The sequence below is a fragment of the Streptomyces sp. NBC_01092 genome (assembly GCF_045039535.1).
Taxonomy (GTDB): domain Bacteria; phylum Actinomycetota; class Actinomycetes; order Streptomycetales; family Streptomycetaceae; genus Streptomyces.
Window position 1 is genome coordinate 10,039,897 of record NZ_CP108659.1, and the last position, 18,820, is coordinate 10,058,716.

The following is an 18,820-nucleotide window of genomic DNA, read 5'->3' on the forward strand; positions in this document are numbered from 1 at the left end:
GGTGTGCCCGGTCAGTCGTCGAGCAGGCGGATCGGGTCCTCCTGCTCGTACCAGCCGAGGAACGGCGGGCACAGGCCCCAGCCCAGCAGCCGCTGGAGCTCCTCGGGATACTCACGGACGATCTCCCGCGGCACGGCCAGATACTGGTTCTCCTCCTGGCGCAGATTGCCGCGCACCAGCGCGAGCGTGAGGCCCGTGCGAGCGTCGTCGGCGAGGTTCGCGCCACCGCCGTGGAACAGACCGCCGACCCAGATCAGGCAGGACCCCGGGTCCATCTCCGCCTGCACGGCCTCCTCCGGGCGCGGCGCACGCTCCGCCTCCCACAGATGGCTGCCCGGGTAGACCATCGTGGCGCCGTTCTCCTCGGTGAACTCGCTCATCGCCAGCATGAGCTGCACCCGGTTCGTCGGGCCGGGGCTGGGCAGCAGGTGCGCGATGTCGTCGCGGTGCGGCGGCTGCGCGGTCTCGCCGGGCCAGATCTGGATCACCTGGGTGATGCTGACCTGGACGTTCGGGGCGAGATCGGTGCGCTGCCGGCCGAACCAGTTCGTCGAGGGACGTTCGATCAGGTCCCGGGCGGTGCCCAGGTACAGCGGGTCGAGCGCGATCCGCTCCATGTGCCGGGAACGGGCGAACAGTGAGCTGAGCCGCTTGGTGCGCTGTCCGGTGAACGAGCTGTCCCCGTAGCCGACGGCGTCGAGCGCGGGACCGAGGTCGCCCCACAGCCCCTTCAGGGTCGTCTCGTCGACGAGGTTCTCGACGATCACACCGCCGTCGCGTTCCAGGACGGCGGTGACGTCGGACACCGGTGCGGAGGCGGGAAGCCGGGTCAGGTCTGCGGGCATGCGGAATCCTGGTTCTGTGGGTTCGGGTCGGCAAAGCGGTGCAGCGGCCGGCCGGTCACCAGCGCACCGGGAGTTCGGCGAGCCCGTACAGCACGCCGTAGTCCTTGTGGCGCAGGTCCTCGACGGCGCAGTCGAGCCGGATGCCGGGCAGCCGCTCGAAGAGGACGCGGTAGGCCAGTTCCATCTCGACGCGCACGAGATGCTGGCCGAGGCACTTGTGCCGGCCGTGCCCGAAGGCGACGTGGCCCTGCGCCGAGCGGCCCGGGTCGAAGGCGTGCGGGCAGGCGAACCTGCCGTCGTCGAAGTTGGCGGCGGCCACCAGCGGTGCCACGCCCTCGCCCGCCCTGATCAGCTGGCCGCCGATCTCCACGTCCGCCACGGCCACCCGCAACGGCACCAGGTCGGCGACGGAGTAGAACCGCAGCAGTTCGTCCACGATGCCCGGGTCGCCGATCCACTCCGGGTGCGTCATGAGGGGTACGGCGCCCAGGGCGATGTTGTTGGCGGTGGTCTCCTGGCCGGCGATGAGCAGCAGCAGGGCGGCTCCGCCGACCTCCATCGGGGCCAGGTCCCCGGAGGCGATCATCGTGCTGATCATGTCCTCACCGGGCCGGTGCCGCTTGATGGTGACCATCCGGCCCAGATAGCGCAGGAGTTCCGTGGTCGCCTGGTCCCGCTCCTCGTCGGTGGCGGACAGGGTGACCAGTACCGAGATACGGGACTCGAAGAACGCCCGGTCGGCATTGGGCACGCCCAGCAGCTCGCAGATCACCAGCGACGGAATCGGCACCGCGTAGTCCGCGACCAGGTCGGCCGGACTGCCCTTGGCGACCAGCGACTCCACGCAGTCCTCGACGACCTTCTCGATGCGGGGGCGCAGTTCCTTCATCCGCCGTGCGGTGAAGTCCTGCATGAGGATCTTGCGGTAGCGGTCGTGCTCGGGCGGGTCGAGGGTGGCGAACCAGCCGGGGATCTGGGTCTGCGCGGGCGGCCCGCCCGTACGTCCTGGGGTGGGGAACCCCTCGTTGCGGGAGTCCGAGCTGAGATGCGGGTGGAGCAGGGCCTCGCGCACGTCCTCGAACCGGGTCAGCAGCCAGACCCGCTGGCCGCCCGGCATCATGGACCACGCCAGCCCGTCGCGCCCCCGCAACTCGGCGTAGCCGGGCGGGGGGAAGGGTTCGCCGGGCCGGCGGAACGGGAAGTCGACCTGCCGTGCGGCGTCGTCCTTCATGTCTGTCGCTGTCACGTGCCGTCCCCTCTCACCGGGCGGTGCACCGGGACTTCGTGACCCCGATGCGAGAGGAAGGATGGGCCGCCCACGGCGGGCAAATCCCTAGTCCTGGCACGGGATCCGAAGTCCCAGGAGGCGGTCCCGGCAGGCGGTGCGGGGTTGTGCCGGGACCGAAGCTCCGGCAGGCGAAACGGGGATGTGCCGGCAACGCCGCGCTACCACCGCACCGGCAGCTCCGCAGGTCCGCCGACGAGGCGCCCGGCACTGGTCATGAGCTCCTCGTGCGCGACCGTCGGACGCAGCCCCGGCATGCGCTCGAACAGTGCGGTGAATGCCTCCGCCAGCTCGATACGGGCCAGTGAGGCGCCGAGGCAGTGCCAGATGCCGTGCCCGAACGACAGATGCGGGTTGGGCGCACGGCGCGGGTCGAACTCCCCGGCCTCCTCGAAGACGCGCTCGTCGTGGTTGGCCAGCGCGAAGTCCAGCAGCACCAGGTCGCCGGCCCGGATGGTCACCCCGGCGATCTCGATGTCGGCGGCGGCGTAGCGGGGCAGGACGGAGCCGGACTGCTTGCCGTTGCGCAGAATCTCCTCCACCAGCGCGGACATCGCCTCCGGGTCGCCGAGCGCCGTCCGCTGCCGCTCGGGGTGGCGGGTGAGCAGTGCGACGCCGAGGGTGATGAAACTCGCCACGCTCTCCAGGCCCGCCATCAGCAGCGTCGCGGCGAGCGCGGCGGCCTGCTCGGTGGGGACGTCGGCGGCGACGAGCCGGGACAGGACGTCGTCCAGCGGTTCGGCCCGCTTGGCCTCGGCGAGCGCGCCGAACAGGGCGAACAGCGGTCCCGGGCCCGGCGCGGCCTGCCCGTCCTTGCCGACCCGGCCGATGTCGGCGAGCAGTTGCGCGGCGCGTTCGCGCTGCTCGGCGGGCACACCGATCAGCTCGTGCAGGATGCTCAGGGAGTACGGCAGGGCGAAGTGCCCGTGCAGATCGGCGGGTTGCTCACGGTCCGCGAAGTCCGCGGCGAGCGCCCGCGCGGCGGCGGCGACGCGGGGCCTCAGCTCCTGCATGCGGCGCGCCGCGAACTGCGGGCCGAGGAGGGCACGGACCTGGCGGTGCATCTCGCGGGCCGTGTCGGCGTCGTCGATGATCAGCATCTCGACGAGCGGGCTGTCGACGTACTTGGGTGCGGTGGCGGGGCTGGGATGGAAACGGCCCAGCCGCTGGTCGTGGAGGAGTGCCTTCGTCTCGGCGTGCCGGGTGACGAGCCAGGCCTCGTCGCCGGCCGGGGTCCGCACGCGGCGGACGGCTGCCTCGTCCCGCAGCGCCCGCAGCGGGCCGGCGGCGAAGACGGGGCGCGAGTCGGTGTCGAGTACGGGTAAGCGGGGTGTGTGCGGCATGGGACCGAGCGTGGCGCCCCCGGACTGATTAATTCCCGAGAGTTCGGGGCGTCGTCCCGCGACACTACTCATGTGTGGTGCGCCACACTCAGATGTGAATCCCGCTCATCTTCCGCGCCGCGGACCTCCACTGAACCGGACCCAGTTGCTCCGGTCCACCCCCTGACCGGCGGCAGGGCGCCCCGGGTCGGTCCTGTGTTGGCGATCGTGAATGAGTGAATGCCGCTGCGGCGGGCGTGCGACCGCATCGCGCACGGGCCAAGAACACCCCTGCTCGTGCGTATGATCGGACGAGAAAAGGGTCGTTCGGTTCGTACTTTCCGCCAACTCCTCTGTGTGGCGGAGCAATACAGGAGACGCGGTGGCTTTAACCTCCGGCCTGAAGGCGGAAGACGAGCCTACGCTCGTCGGTCGAGACCTGGAACTCGCCCTGATCCGCGAGCACTTGCACGGTTCGGGCGACGGACGTGCGGTCCTGCTGCGGGGAGCAGCCGGCATCGGCAAGACCCGGCTCATGCACGCGGCGCTGGCCGAGCCGGACGCCGACGCCCGTGTCCTCACCGTCAAGTGCCAGGAGAGCGGCGGCGCCGCCTACGAGGCGGTGCGCGGACTGTTCGCACCGCTGAGCCTCACCGACGGCGACCCCGCGCGGCATCCGCTGCTCGCCGGAAGTGCCGCGCTGGCGGGCAGCGCCGCGCTCGCCCTGCCCGCCCTCACCGCGGACGGCGCCCCCGACGGCGAGCCCGCCGACATGTACGGCGTCATGCACGGCCTGTACTGGCTCACCGCCTCGCTCGCCGCCGAGCGGCCCCTGGTCCTCGCCGTCGACGACGTTCAGTGGTGCGACGAGGCGTCGCTGCGCTGGCTGGGCTTCCTGCTGCGGCGGGCCGAGGGCCTGCCGGTCGCCCTGCTCCTCACGCTGCGCACCGAGGTCGAGCCCGCGCTGCCCGACGTGCTGGACGAGATGGCCGACGCCGCCTCCTGCCTCACCGTCGACGTCGAGCCGCTCACCGACGACGCCGTACGCGAGATGCTCGCCGCATCCCTCGCCGTCACGCCCGACGCCGCCGTCGTCTCACGCTGCATGGAGCTCACCGGCGGCACCCCGTTCCTGGTCCAGCTCCTCGTCCGCGAGCTGAGGGAACGCGCCCCGGACGCCGGACTCGACGCCGACGCACTCCGCGACGGTCTCGGGCACGGCACCGTGGCCCGCTTCCACCTCGACCGGCTCACCCCCGAACGGCTCGCCGTGGCCAAGGCGCTCGCGGTCCTGGAATCCGACGACGTCGAAACCGTCGCCGCCCTCGCCGGCACCACCCCGGGCCCGGCCGCCCGCGCGGTCGACGCCCTGCGCGCCGCCGGCCTGCTGCGCCCCGACTCCCTCGCCTACCGCCACGACCTCATGCGCCAGGCCGTCCTGGACGAGACGCCGGCCGACGAGCGCCTCGCGCTGCGCGAGCGCGCCGCACGCCTGCTCAACGACTCCGGGCACCCCAGCGACCAGGTCGCCGTCCAGCTGATGCACCTGCCCGAGGTGCCCGAGCCCTGGATGGTCACCGTCCTGCGGTCCGCCGCACTCGGCGCCGAGCAGCGCGGCGCCCCCGCCACCGCCGGCGAGTACCTCTCCCGCGCCCTGCGGCACGACCTCGACGACATCGAGCTGCTGTCCGCCTCGGCCCGGGTCCTCGCCCACTCCGACCACCCCACCGCGCTCAGTCGGCTGGAACACGCGCTGTCCCTCGCCACCGACCCGCGCCTGCGCTGCCGTCTCGTCCTTCAGTACGTCATCACCTCCCTCGGCGCCCAGAACTCGCTGCGGGCCTTCGAACTGGTCGGCGAGACACTGCCCATGGTCGAGTCCGCCCTCGGCGACGCCCCGGACGAACAGGCGCTGCGCACCCTCGTGGAGGCGATGGCGCTGGTCTCCGGGCTCGACGAGGTGTCCACCGTGCGCAGCGTCAGCGAGCGCTTCCGCGACCACACCCTGCCGCCCGGCGAGACCGCCGAGGAGCGCCTGCTGCTCGGCATGCTGTGTGCGCTGGGCACCCTGGAGGGCCGCCCCGCCGCCGAACTGGTCCCGGCCGCCGAGCGGGTCCTGCGGGTCGGGGACGTACTGCTGGGCGGTTGGGGCGCCCTCGGCGCCAGCCTCACCCTGTACCTCGCCGACGAGATCAAGCCCGTCGAGTTCGTGCTCACCACCCTGCTCGAACACGCCCAGAAGCGGGGCCAGGCCTGGAACAGCGCCCTCGTCTCCACCACCCGCGCCCAGGTGCACCTGTGGGCCGGCAACATCGCGCAGGCGCTGGCGGACGCACAGCTCGCCTTCGACCTCGTCCACCGCGACCTGCGGGTGAAGAGGGCTGTCGGACCGCAATGCACCCTCGCGGACGTCCTGGTCCTGCGGGGCGACGCCCGGCGCGCCGAGGAACTCCTCGATCTGGTGCGCAGGCCCCGCCTGGACCAGTTCGCACTGGAGTCGCACACCTACATGATGAGCCGGGCCCGGACGCGTGCCGCGCTCGGCGACCCGGAGGGCGCCCTCGGCCATCTCATGCGGTGCGGTGACAGCCTCGCCGAGGCAGGCATCGGCAACCCCGTCCTGGCCCCCTGGTGGTACGACGCCGCACAACTGCTCGCCGACCTCGGCCGGCACGGTGAGGGACGGGACGTCGTCGAACGCGTGGCGCCGTCCGTGCGGCGCTGGGGCACGCCCCGCGCCCAGGGCATGCTCGCCTTCGCCCGCGGTGTCCTCACCCCCGGCGACACCGGCATCGACGAGCTGACCGAGGCCGCCCGTCTCCTCGACGGCAGCCCGGGCCGCCTGGAGCACGCACGCGCCGAGTATCTGCTGGGCCGACGGCTGCTGGAGCGCGGTGACTTGGAGGGGGCGCGCGAACGGCTGCGGCGGGCCATCGACATCGCCGTGCTGTGCGGGGACCGGCAGCTCCTCGACCAGGCCGTGCCCGCCCTCGGGGCGGCCGGCGGACGGCTGCGGCACGGCACCGAGTCACCGACCGACGCACTGAGCGGAAGCGAACGGCAGGTCGCCGACCGGGCCGCCGCCGGAGCCACCAACCGCGAGATCGCCGAGGCCCTGTTCCTCACCATGCGCACGGTGGAGTTCCACCTCACGAGCGTGTACCGCAAGCTCGGCATCCGAGGCCGGGGCGAACTCGCGGCCGTCCTCGCCGCCGAGCGCAGACCCGTCGGCTGAGCGTGCGGCCGCCGGGCAACGACCCCTCGAACCGGAAGTTTAGGGTTTTGCGGGTGGCGCGCCGCGTTCAATGGGCGGCGACGGCGGGCCGGTTGCCGCTGTCGTACCGACGAAACCTCTGGAAAGGGACGCCCATGTCGCGTATCGCCGACGACGCCACCACGGCGTGGATCCGCCGCTACCACCCCAGTGCGGGCAGCGCCGTACGGCTGGTCTGCTTTCCGCACGCGGGTGGTTCGGCCAGCTTCTTCCACCCGGTGTCGGTGCGCTTCTCGCCGGACGTCGAGGTGGTCGCGCTGCAGTACCCGGGACGCCAGGACCGGCGCACCGAGAGTTGCGTCGAGGACATCGGCAAGCTCGCGGACCTGCTGTGCGAGGAGATCCGCGAGCTGAGCGAGAAGCCCACCGTGTTCTTCGGCCACAGCATGGGCGCCGTCCTGGCCTTCGAGACGGCGCTGCGGCTGGAGGAACTCGGCGCCAATCCGCCGCGCGCCGTCATCGCCTCGGGCCGGCGCGCCCCGTCCTCCCACCGGGACGAGCGGGTGCACCAGCAGGACGACGCGGGGGTGATCACGGAGCTGCGGCTGCTCAACGGCACCGACGCGGCCGTGTTCGGCAACGACGAGCTGCTGCGGATGGCGCTGCCCGCGATCCGGGGCGACTACCGCGCCATCGAGACCTACACCTGTCCGCCCGGACGCCGGATGCGCGGCGCGCTGACCGTCCTCACGGGCGACGCCGACCCGCGCACGACCCTGGCGGAGGCGGAGTCCTGGCGCGACCACACCGAGGGCGCCTTCCGTGTGCGGGTCTTCTCCGGCGGCCACTTCTTCCTCACGGGCCACCTGAACGAGGTGTACGCCGAGATCCTGACGGAGCTCGAAACCGCCCGCACGGCCGGGCCCTGAAACCCCCGAAGGCCCCGCCGGGGGGAAACGGCGGGGCCCTCGAAGCCTGGAAAGAAGGTCGCGGTCAGTCGGACACGAACTCCGGGCGCACCCGCGGCGGCCACTGACCGACGGCGAAGACACCGAGGGAATAGCTCTTCGATATCAGCGCCGGCCGGTTGGTCACCTTCATCTTCCGCAGCAGAGAGGAGACGTGATACTCCACTCCGCCGCGGCTGAGGAAGAGTTTCGTGGCGAGCTGCACCGTCGACTCGCCCGAAGCCACTCCCTCCAGTATGCGGGCATGCATCGGGCTGAACAGTTTGCGCCGGGCGTTGGCGATCTGCGGACCGGTCTCGGACTGCTCCGGGTCGACCAGCACCAGAATTCGGTCCACCCGGCCGATACCGCTCCGCACGGCGATTCCGGTCATCTCACCCCGGAAAACAGCCTCCTTCGCACCCAGCGCGACCAAGTGGTCGGCAAACCGGGGACTTTGACCGTCCGCCAGACGGATCAACTCGTTCTTCAGCTTGCCCTGCACACTGGGATGCAGGAGTTCACAGAAGTCCCTTCCCGTTCCCTGCCCGGGGGTCCAGTCGAATTGGCGGGCGAAGGACCGGTTGGCCTCCATTATCCGGAATTCCAGATCGAGGTTGGCGATGCAGACGAGGGACTGCTCGAAAAGCGCCAAATAATTGTCGCGATACGGTTCCGGAGACCAGTTCCGCGGTGCGTCGGACAGGATCTCTGCGGAGTCTAGGCCGGCGTTTTTCATGGGGGGTGGGCCACTCTCTCTCAGCGCTCATGACCAGTGGTGCATCCCGCAGCGGGGAGTGTTCCTTCACCCATGACATTGCCATCGAATGAAAATACATGTCAAGGCATACAGGGTTCACAGGGCCCTATTCAAGCCTAAGACTGCGGTGCCCGCCGGCGGTGGTTCGGTGCGCATTGCGGTCCCGTATGCGGACGTCTTTTGAGTACCGTTCGGTAACCTGCGAACGCAACGCTCAAGTAACGCTCAAGTGAGGACTTGTGCACGTCAGAGCGATTGTCCGGACATGGGTCATGCCGCCTGAGTTGCAGTAGCGAAGGTGGGGGAAAAGCGACGGCTGTGCGTTCCGTGGATGCCATGAACACAATGAACAAAACTCCGCGCAGGTCGGTGGTATAGATCAAAGCCGTGCCGGGCAGGTTAGCGGGTTTCGTCCATTCCCATGGCGTGGGCCAGTTGTTCCCGGCCGGTAATGCAGAATTTGCGGTACGAGCTCGTGAGGTGTCTTTCCACGGCCCGGAGACTCGTATCGAGTTCCTTCGCGATCTCCCTATTGCTCAGACCGCGTGCCGCGCGTTCCGCCACCCTCGTCTCGGCCGGGGTGAGCCCGGCCGCGAGCGCCTGGGCAGGGCGAACGCTGCCGGGTTCGGCGTCGGACGGCGCGTTGAGCAATTCGGCGGCCAGTCCGCGGCCGCGCCGGAAGAGCCGGTCGCCCTGCGGAGCCGACTGACGTTGCAGACGTCGGCCCAATTCGGTGAGGGCACGGGCCAACTCCAGTCGGCTGCCCTCTGTTTCGACGGTGTCGACGGCCTGCCGCAGCAACTCGATGCCCGCCGCGCCCTCGGTGATGCTGCCGAGCAGGCGCAGCGCCCGGCTCAGCATGGTCGGCGCGCCCCAGTCCAGGGCGCGTTCGTGATGCGTCCGGGCGGCGGCGAAGGCCTCGGCGGTCCGGCCCGCGCGGTGGTGGATCAGGGCGACCCGGATCTGCCAGTGCGCGAACGCCGGGTTCACCCATCCGGCTCGTTCCAGGACCCGCCCGCAGTCCAGATAGTGCGCCAGCGCCTGCGGAAGGTTCCCCCGGTGTTCCGCGAGCATCCCGTAGAGCGCCCCGAACATGGCGACCATCCGTAGGTCGGCGGGCGGTTCGGCGGGATCCAGGAGCCGCGCGCCGAGTTCGGCGTCGCCCAGTTCGAGAGCCACCTGCCCGAGAACCAGAGTGGCGTGCACCCGGTCCCTGTATGTTCCGCCCTCGGCCAGTGCGAGGGCGCGCATCCCGCATTCCCGGGCCGCACCGACCTCGCCCCGCGCCAGCAGGGCCAGACCGTGCACCGCCTCGATCCGGGCCAGGGTGGCGCGGTTGCCCTCCTGCGCGGCGTGCAGACGCGCCGCGTCCAGCCAGGAGGCGGCGACGTGCGGGCTGTCCGTGCAGTAGAGCACCGGCGGCAGCAGTTCGAGTGCGAGGCCGCTCAGGGCGGTGTGCGCCGGCTCCTCCTCCAGGACCTGCCGGGCCATCCGGGCCACGGTGCGGTGGTCGGACTGCCCGCCCATGGCCGCCGAGAACACGAGCACGGTGCGCAGTTCGCGTTCGGCCGCCGAGGCGCCGTGGCGCTGCTCGTCGAGGTCGAGCAGCCGGCGCGCCGCCGATGTCACCAGCCCGGGATCCTCCAGGTCGGCGTACCGTGCCCGGGCCTCCAGCCGCATCGCGAGGTACCCGCCCTGGCGGTCGCCCTCCCGCGGAGTACCGAGGCCGGCGGCCGTCTCCCGGACGAGGGCGGCGACCTCGGGGTCGCTGCGCACGATGTCCAGCGGGGTGCTGGAGACGACCTCGGCGCGGCGTCGCAGCCGGGGCATGAGCCGCGCGGCCTGCACGAAGTGGCGGCCCGCCACCGGGGACCTCAGGTCCAGCTCGGTGACCCCGAGTTCGTACAGCAACTCGGCGCGGACATGGCTGGTGGCGGCTACGTCGACGAGGGCGCGGCCGAGATAGCGCACGGCCGTCTCCGGCGCGCCCCGGCGGCGGGCGGCCGCCGCCGCGGCGCGCAACTGATGGATCTCCCACGGGTCGCCGAGCCGGTCGACGTGCAGCAGTGGCGCCGCGACCTCCTCCGGCCCGGCGCCGCACGCGTCGAGCAGGGCCGACGCCTGCCGGTGGCGGCGTGAGCTCTCCTCGTCCCCCATGGCCCGCAGGACGACGGCGCAGGCGGCGCGCGTGTGGGCGGCCTCGCCCTGGTCGGCGGTGGACGGCCACGCGTGCGTGAGGACCTCACGGGCGTACCCGCACTGCTGCCGGGTCAGCCCCGCGAGCTGTGCGACGAGGTCGTCCGTGGCGTGGTCGGCGAGCACGGCCGTCGCCTTGAGGTAGGCGTCGAGGACGGGTTCGCGCCGCAGCAGCGACAGCAGCCGCTCGCGGCGCAGCGACTCGCCGAGCCCGCGCAGGCGCTGCGTGTGCCAGTGGGGTGCGCCGAGGCGTCGCAGCCGGGCCCGGTCGCACAGCACCTTCAGGTCCTTCGGGCGGCCCCCGGTGACGTCGTGACAGGTCCGGCCGAAGTCCTCGGGGCAGCCGGCCCCGAAGTGGCGGGCCACCAGCGCCGCCGTACCCCGGCGGGTCAGTCCGCGGGCCCGGACGCGGTGGGTGGCGGCCGCGGAGATCTCGCCGACGAGCGGGTCGCGGGTGCCGAGGCCGTCCTTGCGGACCACGGCCAGCAGCATGCGCAGGCCGTCGAGGCGGGCCGTGAGGTGGGCCAGGGCTCCCAGGGAGTCGTCGTCGACCCAGCCCAGGTCGTCGACGGCGAGCACCACGGTCCGCTCGGCGCTGAGGCCGGCGAACAGGATGTGCAGCCAGTGCAGCGTGTCGGCGCGCACGGCGGCGTCGGCCTCGCCGTCCGGGGCGGACGGGCCCATGGCGGGGGCGATGGGCGCCGCCGCGGTGAGCAGGGGCGCGGGCAGGTCGCGTTCGGCGACCAGCGGGAGCACCAGCCGGCGGAGCACACCGAAGGGGACGGTGCGTTCGGCGGGCGTGCCGCCGGAGCGCAGCACCAGGGCGCCGGCTGCGGTCGCCCGCTCGGCCAGCCGGTTCAGCAGGGCCGTCGTGCCGGTGCCGGAGCCGCCCTCGATGACGACGAGCACACCGGTGCCCGCCCGGACGTGGGCCACCGCCTCGTCCAGTACGGCCAGCTCCTGCTCGCGCTCCAGCAGCATGGTTCAGGCGTCCTCCTGCCGGGCTCGCAGGTGGGCGACGAGGGCGGCGCGCCCCTTGACGCCGAGCTTGCGGTAGGTGTTCGTGAGCCGCAGCTCCACGGTGCGGGTGGCCAGGCCCAGTTGGCGGGCGATCTCACGATTGGCCAGACCGGCCACGACGAGGCCGGCCACGTCGCGCTCGGACGGGGTGAGCGGGTCCCGCTCCGGGGCGGTCCCGTCGGGTACCTCGGCGGGCAGATCCGGGGCGGACGGACTGGACGTCCAGGGGACCTCGACGCCGTTGCACGCCAGGGTCTCGTGGGTGCGGGTGCGCAACGCCGTGAACGCGCTCGGCGTCCCCCAGCGCTCGGCGACATCGCGCTCCTTGACGAGCAGGTCCTCCGCGGTGGCAGAGGCGCCGAGGTGATGGTGGGCGACGGCCGCGGCGCTGCGCCACGGTATGAGCATGGGGTTGCGCCAGCGCTTGGCGCGCAGCATGCGGCCGCACTCCTCGAGCAGCAGCAGCGCCCGGGCGGCGTCCCCGTCGATGAGCGCGATCTCGGCGCGGGCGTACAGCAGGAACGCCGTGGTGACGCTGTGGCCCTCGGGCCGGCTCCGGGCACGCTCCGAGACCGCCCGGGCCTCGTCCACGCGGCCGCAGCGGATCAGGGCGAGGATCTCGGCGGCGGCGAGCCGGGGAGCCAGGAGGCTGTGCCACGACGCGGGCGGGAGGGCCCGTGTGGCGGCGGCCAGCTCGCGCAGCGCGTCCTCACCGCGGCCGAGGCGCACCTGTTCCTCGGCGCGGCTGAGCAGGGCCTGGGCGGCCGCCGCGAGGGCGTCGCCCCGGCGGGCGTCCGCCGCGACGGCGTCCAGGCGGTCGAGGCCGGTGGGCACGTCGTCCGCGCACAGCAGGGCCCGGGCCGCGGCGATGCGGCACATGAACGGCACGGACGCGGGCTCCTCCAGCGCCGCACGGGCGAGTTCGAGAACCCGGGCCCGGTCGTCGCCGCGGGTGGCGAGGGTCCAGGCGAGCACGGCGGACTGCGCGGGGTGGCCCAGGCGGTCGGAGTGGATGGGCGGTGGGGCGACGAGCGGCAGGCCTCCCTTCTCTTTGTGGGCGAGCCGGCCGAGGGCACGCAGCGGACGCAGGTCGTCGTCGGGGATCTTGGTCAGCGCCCGCTGGTGCACGTCGGCGATCACCCAGCGGGCGGTCTCGGCGTCGCCGCGGCTGAGCAGCAGGTCGGCGGCGTTGAGCACGTCCGGCCAGGTCTCGCGGCTGAGGTGGCGCAGCATCACCTGCCGCAGCCGTCCGTCCGCGGCCTGCGGGGCGGTGACGGCCTCGGCGGCGGCCAGCCGGATCAGGCGCCGGGCCCGCTCCGTCTCGGTCACCGGCTCGCACAGCGAGTGCCGCAGCGTGGCGGTCGTGAGGTCGGCGGCGTGCCGCGGCCGGGAGGAGGCGACCGCCTCCGACGCCGTCCAGGGGCGCACGAGCGAGGTGACGTCACCGAGCAGCTCGGCGACGGTGCCGAGGCGGGAGCCCTCCTGCCCGTGCAGTGACGCGGCGCGACGGTGCAGCCGGTCGCGTTCGGGCCCGGTCATGCCCGCCAGGACGTCATCGGCGAACCAGGGGTGGCGCAGCCGGGGTATGTCGGTGTCGGCGAGCAGTCCGCAGGCCCGCAGGGCGTCCACGGCGTCGGCGAAGGCGGTGGCGTCGAGCCCGGCGAGGGCCGCGAGCCGGGCCGGCTCCAACTGGTGCCCGCCCGCGGCCGTGGCCCGCAGCAGGGCGACGACGTTCTTGGGCAGGCCGTGCAGGGTGGTGAAGGCACGGGTGGACCAGGCGGTGCGGGCGGCGGCGATGAGCTGCGGTACGGCGTCGGTGTCCAGGGGGCGGCCGAGGGCGGAGATCCGGTCGGCTACGGCGTGCAGGACGGCGGGGGACCAGCCGGCGACGCCGGCCGCCGTCAGTACGGACCGCGGCACGGGGCGGCCGACCCGGGCCTCGACCACACTGCGTGCCTCGGCGGTGGTGAACGCGTCGAGGCGCAGGGTGTGCACCGGGCAGGGCGCCTCGGGGTGGGCACCCGCGGCGTCGAGGACCTGACGGACCGGCACGGGGGAGGTGACGACGCCGAGGATGGCGCCCTGCCGGGCGCGGTGGATCACGTCGACCAGCCGGCGCAGCGAATGGGGGTCGGCGAGATGCAGGTCGTCCACGGCCAGCAGCACGGGCCTGCCGGCCGACAGCGCCAGGAGTGTGTCGCACATCCGGGCGACGGTGTCCGTCGGGCGGCTGGTGGGGCCGATGCCGGAGGCGAGGGCACCGATCCGGGACGGCCGGCACAGCGTGCCGAGCAGCTGGGTGATGGCGCCGTACGGGATCTGGGACTCGCGTGGTGAACAGCGGGCGACGCCGACGGCGAGGCCCGAGGCCCGGGCACGGTCGACCGCCCGTTCGAGGACGGCGCTGCGGCCGGAGCCCACGGGGCCGGAGACGACCGCGATGTCCGAGACACCGTCCTCCAGGCGTCGCACGAGCCCGTCGAGGGCGTCGAGCACGGCCTGGCGGCCGACGAGTTGAGCGGGGACGAAGGCGGGGGTGGTGGTCATGGGCGACCCTGGGGGGTCGCGGCACGGACCAGGTGGGGGGCGGTGGGGGGTCGCATGCGCACCTCTCGTCTGATGACAGCCGGTGACCTGCTCCTTCGAATCGGACATTAGCGAGCCACGCAGCCCCATTACAGGTTTACCCGGGGATCCCTGAGCTTTTTTTGAGGTTACTGAGGAATCAACACGCGTTGATAAGTGAGTGGCACCGGCAGAGGCGCGTTGGTTGAATCCCGCTGCGGCCTCTCGACCGTTCCCTGCTCGTCAACCGGGCTGATCAGGCCGGGTACTTGGATCGGTACCCTCCATCGCCGAGTCATCTGCGGGAAACTGGCCGGTAACTCGGGTGAGCAGTTGATTCCCGTTCAGTGGGCCGCAGTTGGGCATCATCTGTACCCAGCGGAGTAAAAACGAATCCAACCGGATCGACGACGGAATCCTGACTCCCCTTCAGTTGACTTCGATTCCAATTCCCCGGCCGATACGCGAACGGCGCACGGCCGCACCGGCCGACGTCCGGAATGTTGAACAACGGACGTAACGCACCGTGTGCGAAAAGATGCGCGCTTTGTGGCCGTGTGGTGCTCTTGGTTGTGGAGGCTATGGCTGACCCCAGAGGAGATGGTGATATGCCTTCCATCGACAAGGCGATCGAGGAAACGACCGAAGTGCGGACCGACCTCGAAGCGGCACTCGACCCGGCAGAACCTGACGGCGTGTACCGCGACAGCCGCGAGTGCGCAGCGCTGGCGCTGCTCTCCGCGGACACCAAGCTGCTGCTGTCCCCGCCGACCCCTCGCCCGAAGAAGGGCTAGCGGAACCGACGGGAGCATCTGAATGGAGCAGTCAGGCACTTCGGCCCTCTTGCAGGGCTCGGTGCAGGACATTGCGTCCGATGTGGTCTCCGCCCTTCGGGGCGGAGACCACGTGCGCATGTCCGGCACGGGGGCGATGAGCGATGTCGAGGGGAGCCTGGCCCTTGCGGCCGTGCGCGTGGTGGGAGCGGATCTGCTGCTGCCCCACACCCTCTTCCCGACTCCACCCGCCCCGGAGGCACTTGAGGTGTTCCGCCGGACGGTGGAGGCCTTCCCGCCGCGCCCCGACGCGGCACCCACCGTCCTGTGGAGCCACTGGGCCATGCGCCGCACGCTGCGGCGGCTCGACCCACCCCTGACCGGCGCACCCGCCGGCGAGGAGGACACGGAACCCGACGCCGACTGGCTCGACGAGGCGTCCTGGCAACAACTGACCCACCAACTCGCGGTCCTGGCCCCCCTCGCCGTACCCGGCGAGGACTGCGCCGTGGCCCGGGTGGCCCGGGGGCGTCCGGTCGACGTGGCCCGTGGCTTCGTACGGGCGGTGCGCCGCAGGGACTGGCAACAGGCGGCCGGAGCGGGCCGCTGGCTGACCCTGCTCGACGGGGTGCCGGACACGCTGGGTCTCGAAACCGGCCTGGACTTCGTGGAGTTGATGGGCGGCGCCGATCCCCGGGTGGCCCTCCAGGTACAGGCGGCACGGGTGATGCGGGCCGCCGGAGCGCTCGTATGACCACGACCGCCATGGGCGTCAGGGAGATCCGCGAGGTGGGCGCCGCCGCGTTCGCCTGGCTGTCCGCGCACCGCGGCGACTTCGCCCTGGACGAGGACGCGTTCACCGAGGACGGCCACGTCGACGTCACCTGGAAGCCGCTCGGGGAACTGGCCCAGACCTGCCAGAGCGTACGGACGCACCTGCCGCCGTCGGACCCGCTGCACGGGTGCGCGTCGGACCTGCTCCGGTTCGCCTGGCAGCAGACCGGCCGGGGTGAACTCTTCCTCCGCCTCCAGCGGTTGGAGCCCTTCGCGACCTACCCCCTTGAGGTCTACTCCGTGTTCGCCGCGGCCGGGCTGCGGCACCCCGGGTACGAGGCCGCCGCCGCGACGACGGCCCGCACCCGGGGCTGGCGGCTCACCGAACAGGAACCCACCCGCAGGCTCGGCGTGTTGAAGGCCGAGCGGCGCAGCGGCATCGACCGGCCGGACGAGTCCGCGCAGGTGCTGCGGCGCACCTGGCTGGGCGGACTGCCGGAACCCTGGACGTTCGAGCGCTCCTCGGGGTACGCGCTCACCCACGTCGTCTTCCACCTCACCGACTGGGGACGCACCCCCATGGGCGTCCCCGCGGACCTCGCCGCCTACCTGGCCCACTGGCTGCCGTCCTGGCTCGACACCTGCCTGGACGCCGGGATGTGGGACCTGAGCTGCGAACTGCTGGTCGTGGCCGCGAGCCTGCCGCAGCCACCCGACCTCCCGACCTTCCAGGCCGCCTGGACCCGGATCGCGCGGGCGCAGCACGACTGCGGCGCGCTGCCGCAGGAGGACCCCGGGGGCGAGGGCGCGGCGGGTCCGGAGCCGGACTTCCTGCACTGCTACCACTCCACCCTGATGGCCGCCTTCGCGGCGGCGCAGACCGTCAAGCGCCTCACCGGCAAGGGCGACGACGACATCGACGCGGGCGGTGACGGTCACCGATCGCGCGCGGGCCGTACGCAGACCCGCCACGGCGCACAAGGAGTGCCCGGATGACCGACACCCGTCTGATGCACACCGTCGGCGTGCGCGCCCTGGAGTGGCTGTGGGCCCACCGCGACGGATTCCGCCTGGAGCCCGACGTCGATCCCGAGGTGGGCTTCCTGGAACGCTTCAAGCCCGTCGGCGAACTCGCCCTGATCTGCCGGGTGCTGTTCCGCGAGGGCGTCGCCGGATCCCGGCAGGCCGACCTGGCACGCCGGCTCCTGGACCACACCTGGCGCGACACGCTGGACGGCGGTCGGATGCTGGCGCGCGGCCAGCGCATCGAGCCGATGTCACCGATCCCCTTCGAGGTGTACCTCCCCTACAAGGAACTCGGCTACAGCGAGCCCGAGGTGGAGCGCGCCACCGTCCTCTACCACCGGCTCGAAAGCTGGTCGGCCCTCGAACTCGACCCGACCCGGCGCCTGGGACTGGCCGCGTTCCAGCGCCGCTTCGGCCTCACGCCCCGCCCGCCCGAGGCGGCCCTCGTCGCTCCGACCTGGCTGGCCCGCACGCCCGAACCCTGGACGGTCAGCGGGCACATCGCCTACGACGTCACCCACACGGTGTTCCACCTCACCGACTGGGGCGAGCACCCCGAGGCCCTGCCGCCGGACATCGCCGACTACCTCGCCACCTGGCTGCCGGTCTGGATCGACGACTGGCTGGATCTGAAGCGCTGGGACCTGCTCGGCGAACTCCTCGTCGTCGACGCCTGCCTGCCACGCCCCACCCTGGACGAGCGCGCCTGGGAGGGCTTCGCCGCCGCCCAGCAGCCCGACGGCGCCATGCCCGCCGTACGGACGATGCCGGAGGGCGAGCCGGACGAGCTGTTCGACATGATCTACCACCCCACCCTGGTCGCCGCGTTCGCCTCGGTGCTGGCCACCTCCCGAGCCCTCACCGAACTGACCCACGCCACGCCATGACGCTCCGTCTCGCGCCCTGGCCGGGCATCGGCGACGACGAGCAGCGGGCTGCCGGGGATCAGGCCCCTCCGGCGGGTCGCATCCTCCGGGGCGGCGCCCACGGAAGGGGCGAGCCCCAACCGCCGCGCACCGGCGGCCCTCTGGGCAACGCCCGGCCGGACCAGCCCCCTTCGGGTGTCCCCGTCGGCAGCGACGACGACACCCTGCGGGATCGGCTCGCGCGTGCCGTCGAAGCCGTCGACGCACCCGACGTCGTCTTCGCCGTCTCCCGGTTCGGCCGGCGCACCCTGTACTGCGGCGGCACCGCCCCGCACCCTCCCGTTCCGCGACAGGACCTGCGGTACGAGATCGGTTCCGCCTCGAAGGCGTTCACCGGACTGCTGCTGGCCCAGCTCATCCAGCGGGGAGTGCTGACCGGCGGCGAGCCGGCCGCCGCCCTGCTCGACCCGGACCGCCGGGCCGACGCGGCCCCGGTGACACTCGCGCACCTCATCACCCACACGGCCGGCCTGCCCACCCTGCCCGGCGACTTCTACCCCCGCGCGCTGCCCGCCTGGCGCACCAACCCCTACGGCCGCTACCCGGCCGAGCGGGTGACCGAGGCCTTCCTGCGCCACCGCCCACGGCATCGCCCCGGCACCCGGTGGCAGTACTCCAACTTCGGCGTCGCCGTACTCGGCCACGCGCTCGCCACCGCGTCCGGCACGGCGTGGGAGGCACTGCTAGGCGCGCACGTACTGCGTCCGCTCGGGCTGAGCGGCACCGCCCTACGGCCGCAGGACCGCAAGACCGACGCCCTCGGGCACGGCAAGGACGGACGCACACCCACCCTCCCCTTCGACGCCGGAGGATTCGAGGCGGCCGGTGCCGTCCGCGCGACTCCGCACGACCTGCTCACGTTCCTGGAGGCCCACCTCGACCCGGCCGGCCCGCCGGCCGGGGCCCTGCGGGCGGTCCGCACTCCCGTGCTGCGGCGCGGCCTCGGGCGCCGGCACGTGCACACGATGGCGTGGTTCCGGCACCCCACGGACGGCGGACCGATGTACTTCCACAGCGGCGCGACCCTCGGCCAGCAGGCCTTCCTCGGCTTTCGGCCGGACACGGGCACCGCCCTGGCCGCGCTGTGCACCCGCCGTTTCCGCGCCCGCGACGCCTTCATCGCGACCGCGTACGCGTTCCTGGCGGACGAGTGACGGGGCGAGCCCC

Annotated in this window: 13 protein-coding genes; 7 read left to right on the forward strand and 6 right to left on the reverse strand. The window is 72.6% G+C overall.

The window, feature by feature from the left end; genetic code table 11:
- Window positions 1-11: 11 nt before the first annotated feature.
- The 3 genes from OG254_RS44570 to OG254_RS44580 form a co-directional block, all read right to left on the reverse strand.
- On the reverse strand, window positions 12-845 hold the full coding sequence (locus tag OG254_RS44570) for a phytanoyl-CoA dioxygenase family protein (protein ID WP_405593452.1): 834 nt from the start codon (window positions 843-845) through the stop codon (window positions 12-14).
- 55 nt (window positions 846-900) lie between these two features.
- Window positions 901-2,076 (reverse strand): cytochrome P450, encoded by a 1,176-nt coding sequence (locus OG254_RS44575; protein ID WP_405595570.1) that lies wholly within the window; start codon window positions 2,074-2,076, stop codon window positions 901-903.
- A 215-nt stretch (window positions 2,077-2,291) separates the two neighbouring features.
- Window positions 2,292-3,473, reverse strand: coding sequence for a cytochrome P450 (locus OG254_RS44580; RefSeq protein ID WP_405593454.1), 1,182 nt, complete (start codon window positions 3,471-3,473; stop codon window positions 2,292-2,294).
- Between the two features lie 361 nt (window positions 3,474-3,834).
- Here OG254_RS44580 and OG254_RS44585 point away from each other — a divergent pair, with 361 nt between their 5' ends.
- On the forward strand, window positions 3,835-6,687 hold the full coding sequence (locus tag OG254_RS44585) for an AAA family ATPase (protein ID WP_405593455.1): 2,853 nt from the start codon (window positions 3,835-3,837) through the stop codon (window positions 6,685-6,687).
- Window positions 6,688-6,821: 134 nt separating this feature from the next.
- Window positions 6,822-7,595, forward strand: coding sequence for a thioesterase II family protein (locus OG254_RS44590; RefSeq protein WP_405593457.1), 774 nt, complete (start codon window positions 6,822-6,824; stop codon window positions 7,593-7,595).
- Between the two features lie 64 nt (window positions 7,596-7,659).
- On the opposite strand, the gene OG254_RS44595 is transcribed toward OG254_RS44590, so the two are convergent.
- The 3 genes from OG254_RS44595 to OG254_RS44605 all read right to left on the reverse strand — a co-directional run bounded on the left by OG254_RS44595 (window position 7,660) and on the right by OG254_RS44605 (window position 14,136).
- Window positions 7,660-8,352, reverse strand: a complete 693-nt coding sequence (locus tag OG254_RS44595; protein WP_405593459.1) for a LuxR C-terminal-related transcriptional regulator — start codon at window positions 8,350-8,352, stop codon at window positions 7,660-7,662.
- A gap of 420 nt (window positions 8,353-8,772) precedes the next feature.
- Window positions 8,773-11,550, reverse strand: a complete 2,778-nt coding sequence (locus OG254_RS44600; RefSeq protein ID WP_405593460.1) for an AAA family ATPase — start codon at window positions 11,548-11,550, stop codon at window positions 8,773-8,775.
- Window positions 11,551-11,553: 3 nt separating this feature from the next.
- Window positions 11,554-14,136, reverse strand: coding sequence for an AAA family ATPase (locus OG254_RS44605; protein ID WP_405593462.1), 2,583 nt, complete (start codon window positions 14,134-14,136; stop codon window positions 11,554-11,556).
- A gap of 626 nt (window positions 14,137-14,762) precedes the next feature.
- On the opposite strand from OG254_RS44605, the gene OG254_RS44610 reads away from it, so the two are divergent.
- From OG254_RS44610 to OG254_RS44630, 5 genes are read left to right on the forward strand one after another with little or no spacing between them, the layout of a single operon-like run.
- Window positions 14,763-14,948, forward strand: coding sequence for a hypothetical protein (locus OG254_RS44610; RefSeq protein ID WP_351198641.1), 186 nt, complete (start codon window positions 14,763-14,765; stop codon window positions 14,946-14,948).
- Window positions 14,949-14,970: 22 nt separating this feature from the next.
- Window positions 14,971-15,681 (forward strand): hypothetical protein, encoded by a 711-nt coding sequence (locus OG254_RS44615; RefSeq protein ID WP_405593464.1) that lies wholly within the window; start codon window positions 14,971-14,973, stop codon window positions 15,679-15,681.
- Window positions 15,678-16,697 carry a DUF6895 family protein gene (locus tag OG254_RS44620; RefSeq protein ID WP_405593465.1) on the forward strand — a complete coding sequence of 340 codons (1,020 nt, stop codon included), beginning with the start codon at window positions 15,678-15,680 and terminating at the stop codon, window positions 16,695-16,697. Before OG254_RS44615 ends, OG254_RS44620 begins: the two co-directional genes overlap by 4 nt.
- Window positions 16,694-17,614 (forward strand): DUF6895 family protein, encoded by a 921-nt coding sequence (locus OG254_RS44625; RefSeq protein ID WP_405593466.1) that lies wholly within the window; start codon window positions 16,694-16,696, stop codon window positions 17,612-17,614. The genes OG254_RS44620 and OG254_RS44625 overlap by 4 nt, the downstream gene beginning before the upstream one ends.
- Complete coding sequence (locus tag OG254_RS44630; RefSeq protein WP_405593467.1) at window positions 17,611-18,807, forward strand: serine hydrolase domain-containing protein; 1,197 nt, start codon at window positions 17,611-17,613, stop codon at window positions 18,805-18,807. The genes OG254_RS44625 and OG254_RS44630 overlap by 4 nt, the downstream gene beginning before the upstream one ends.
- Window positions 18,808-18,820 lie beyond the last annotated feature (13 nt).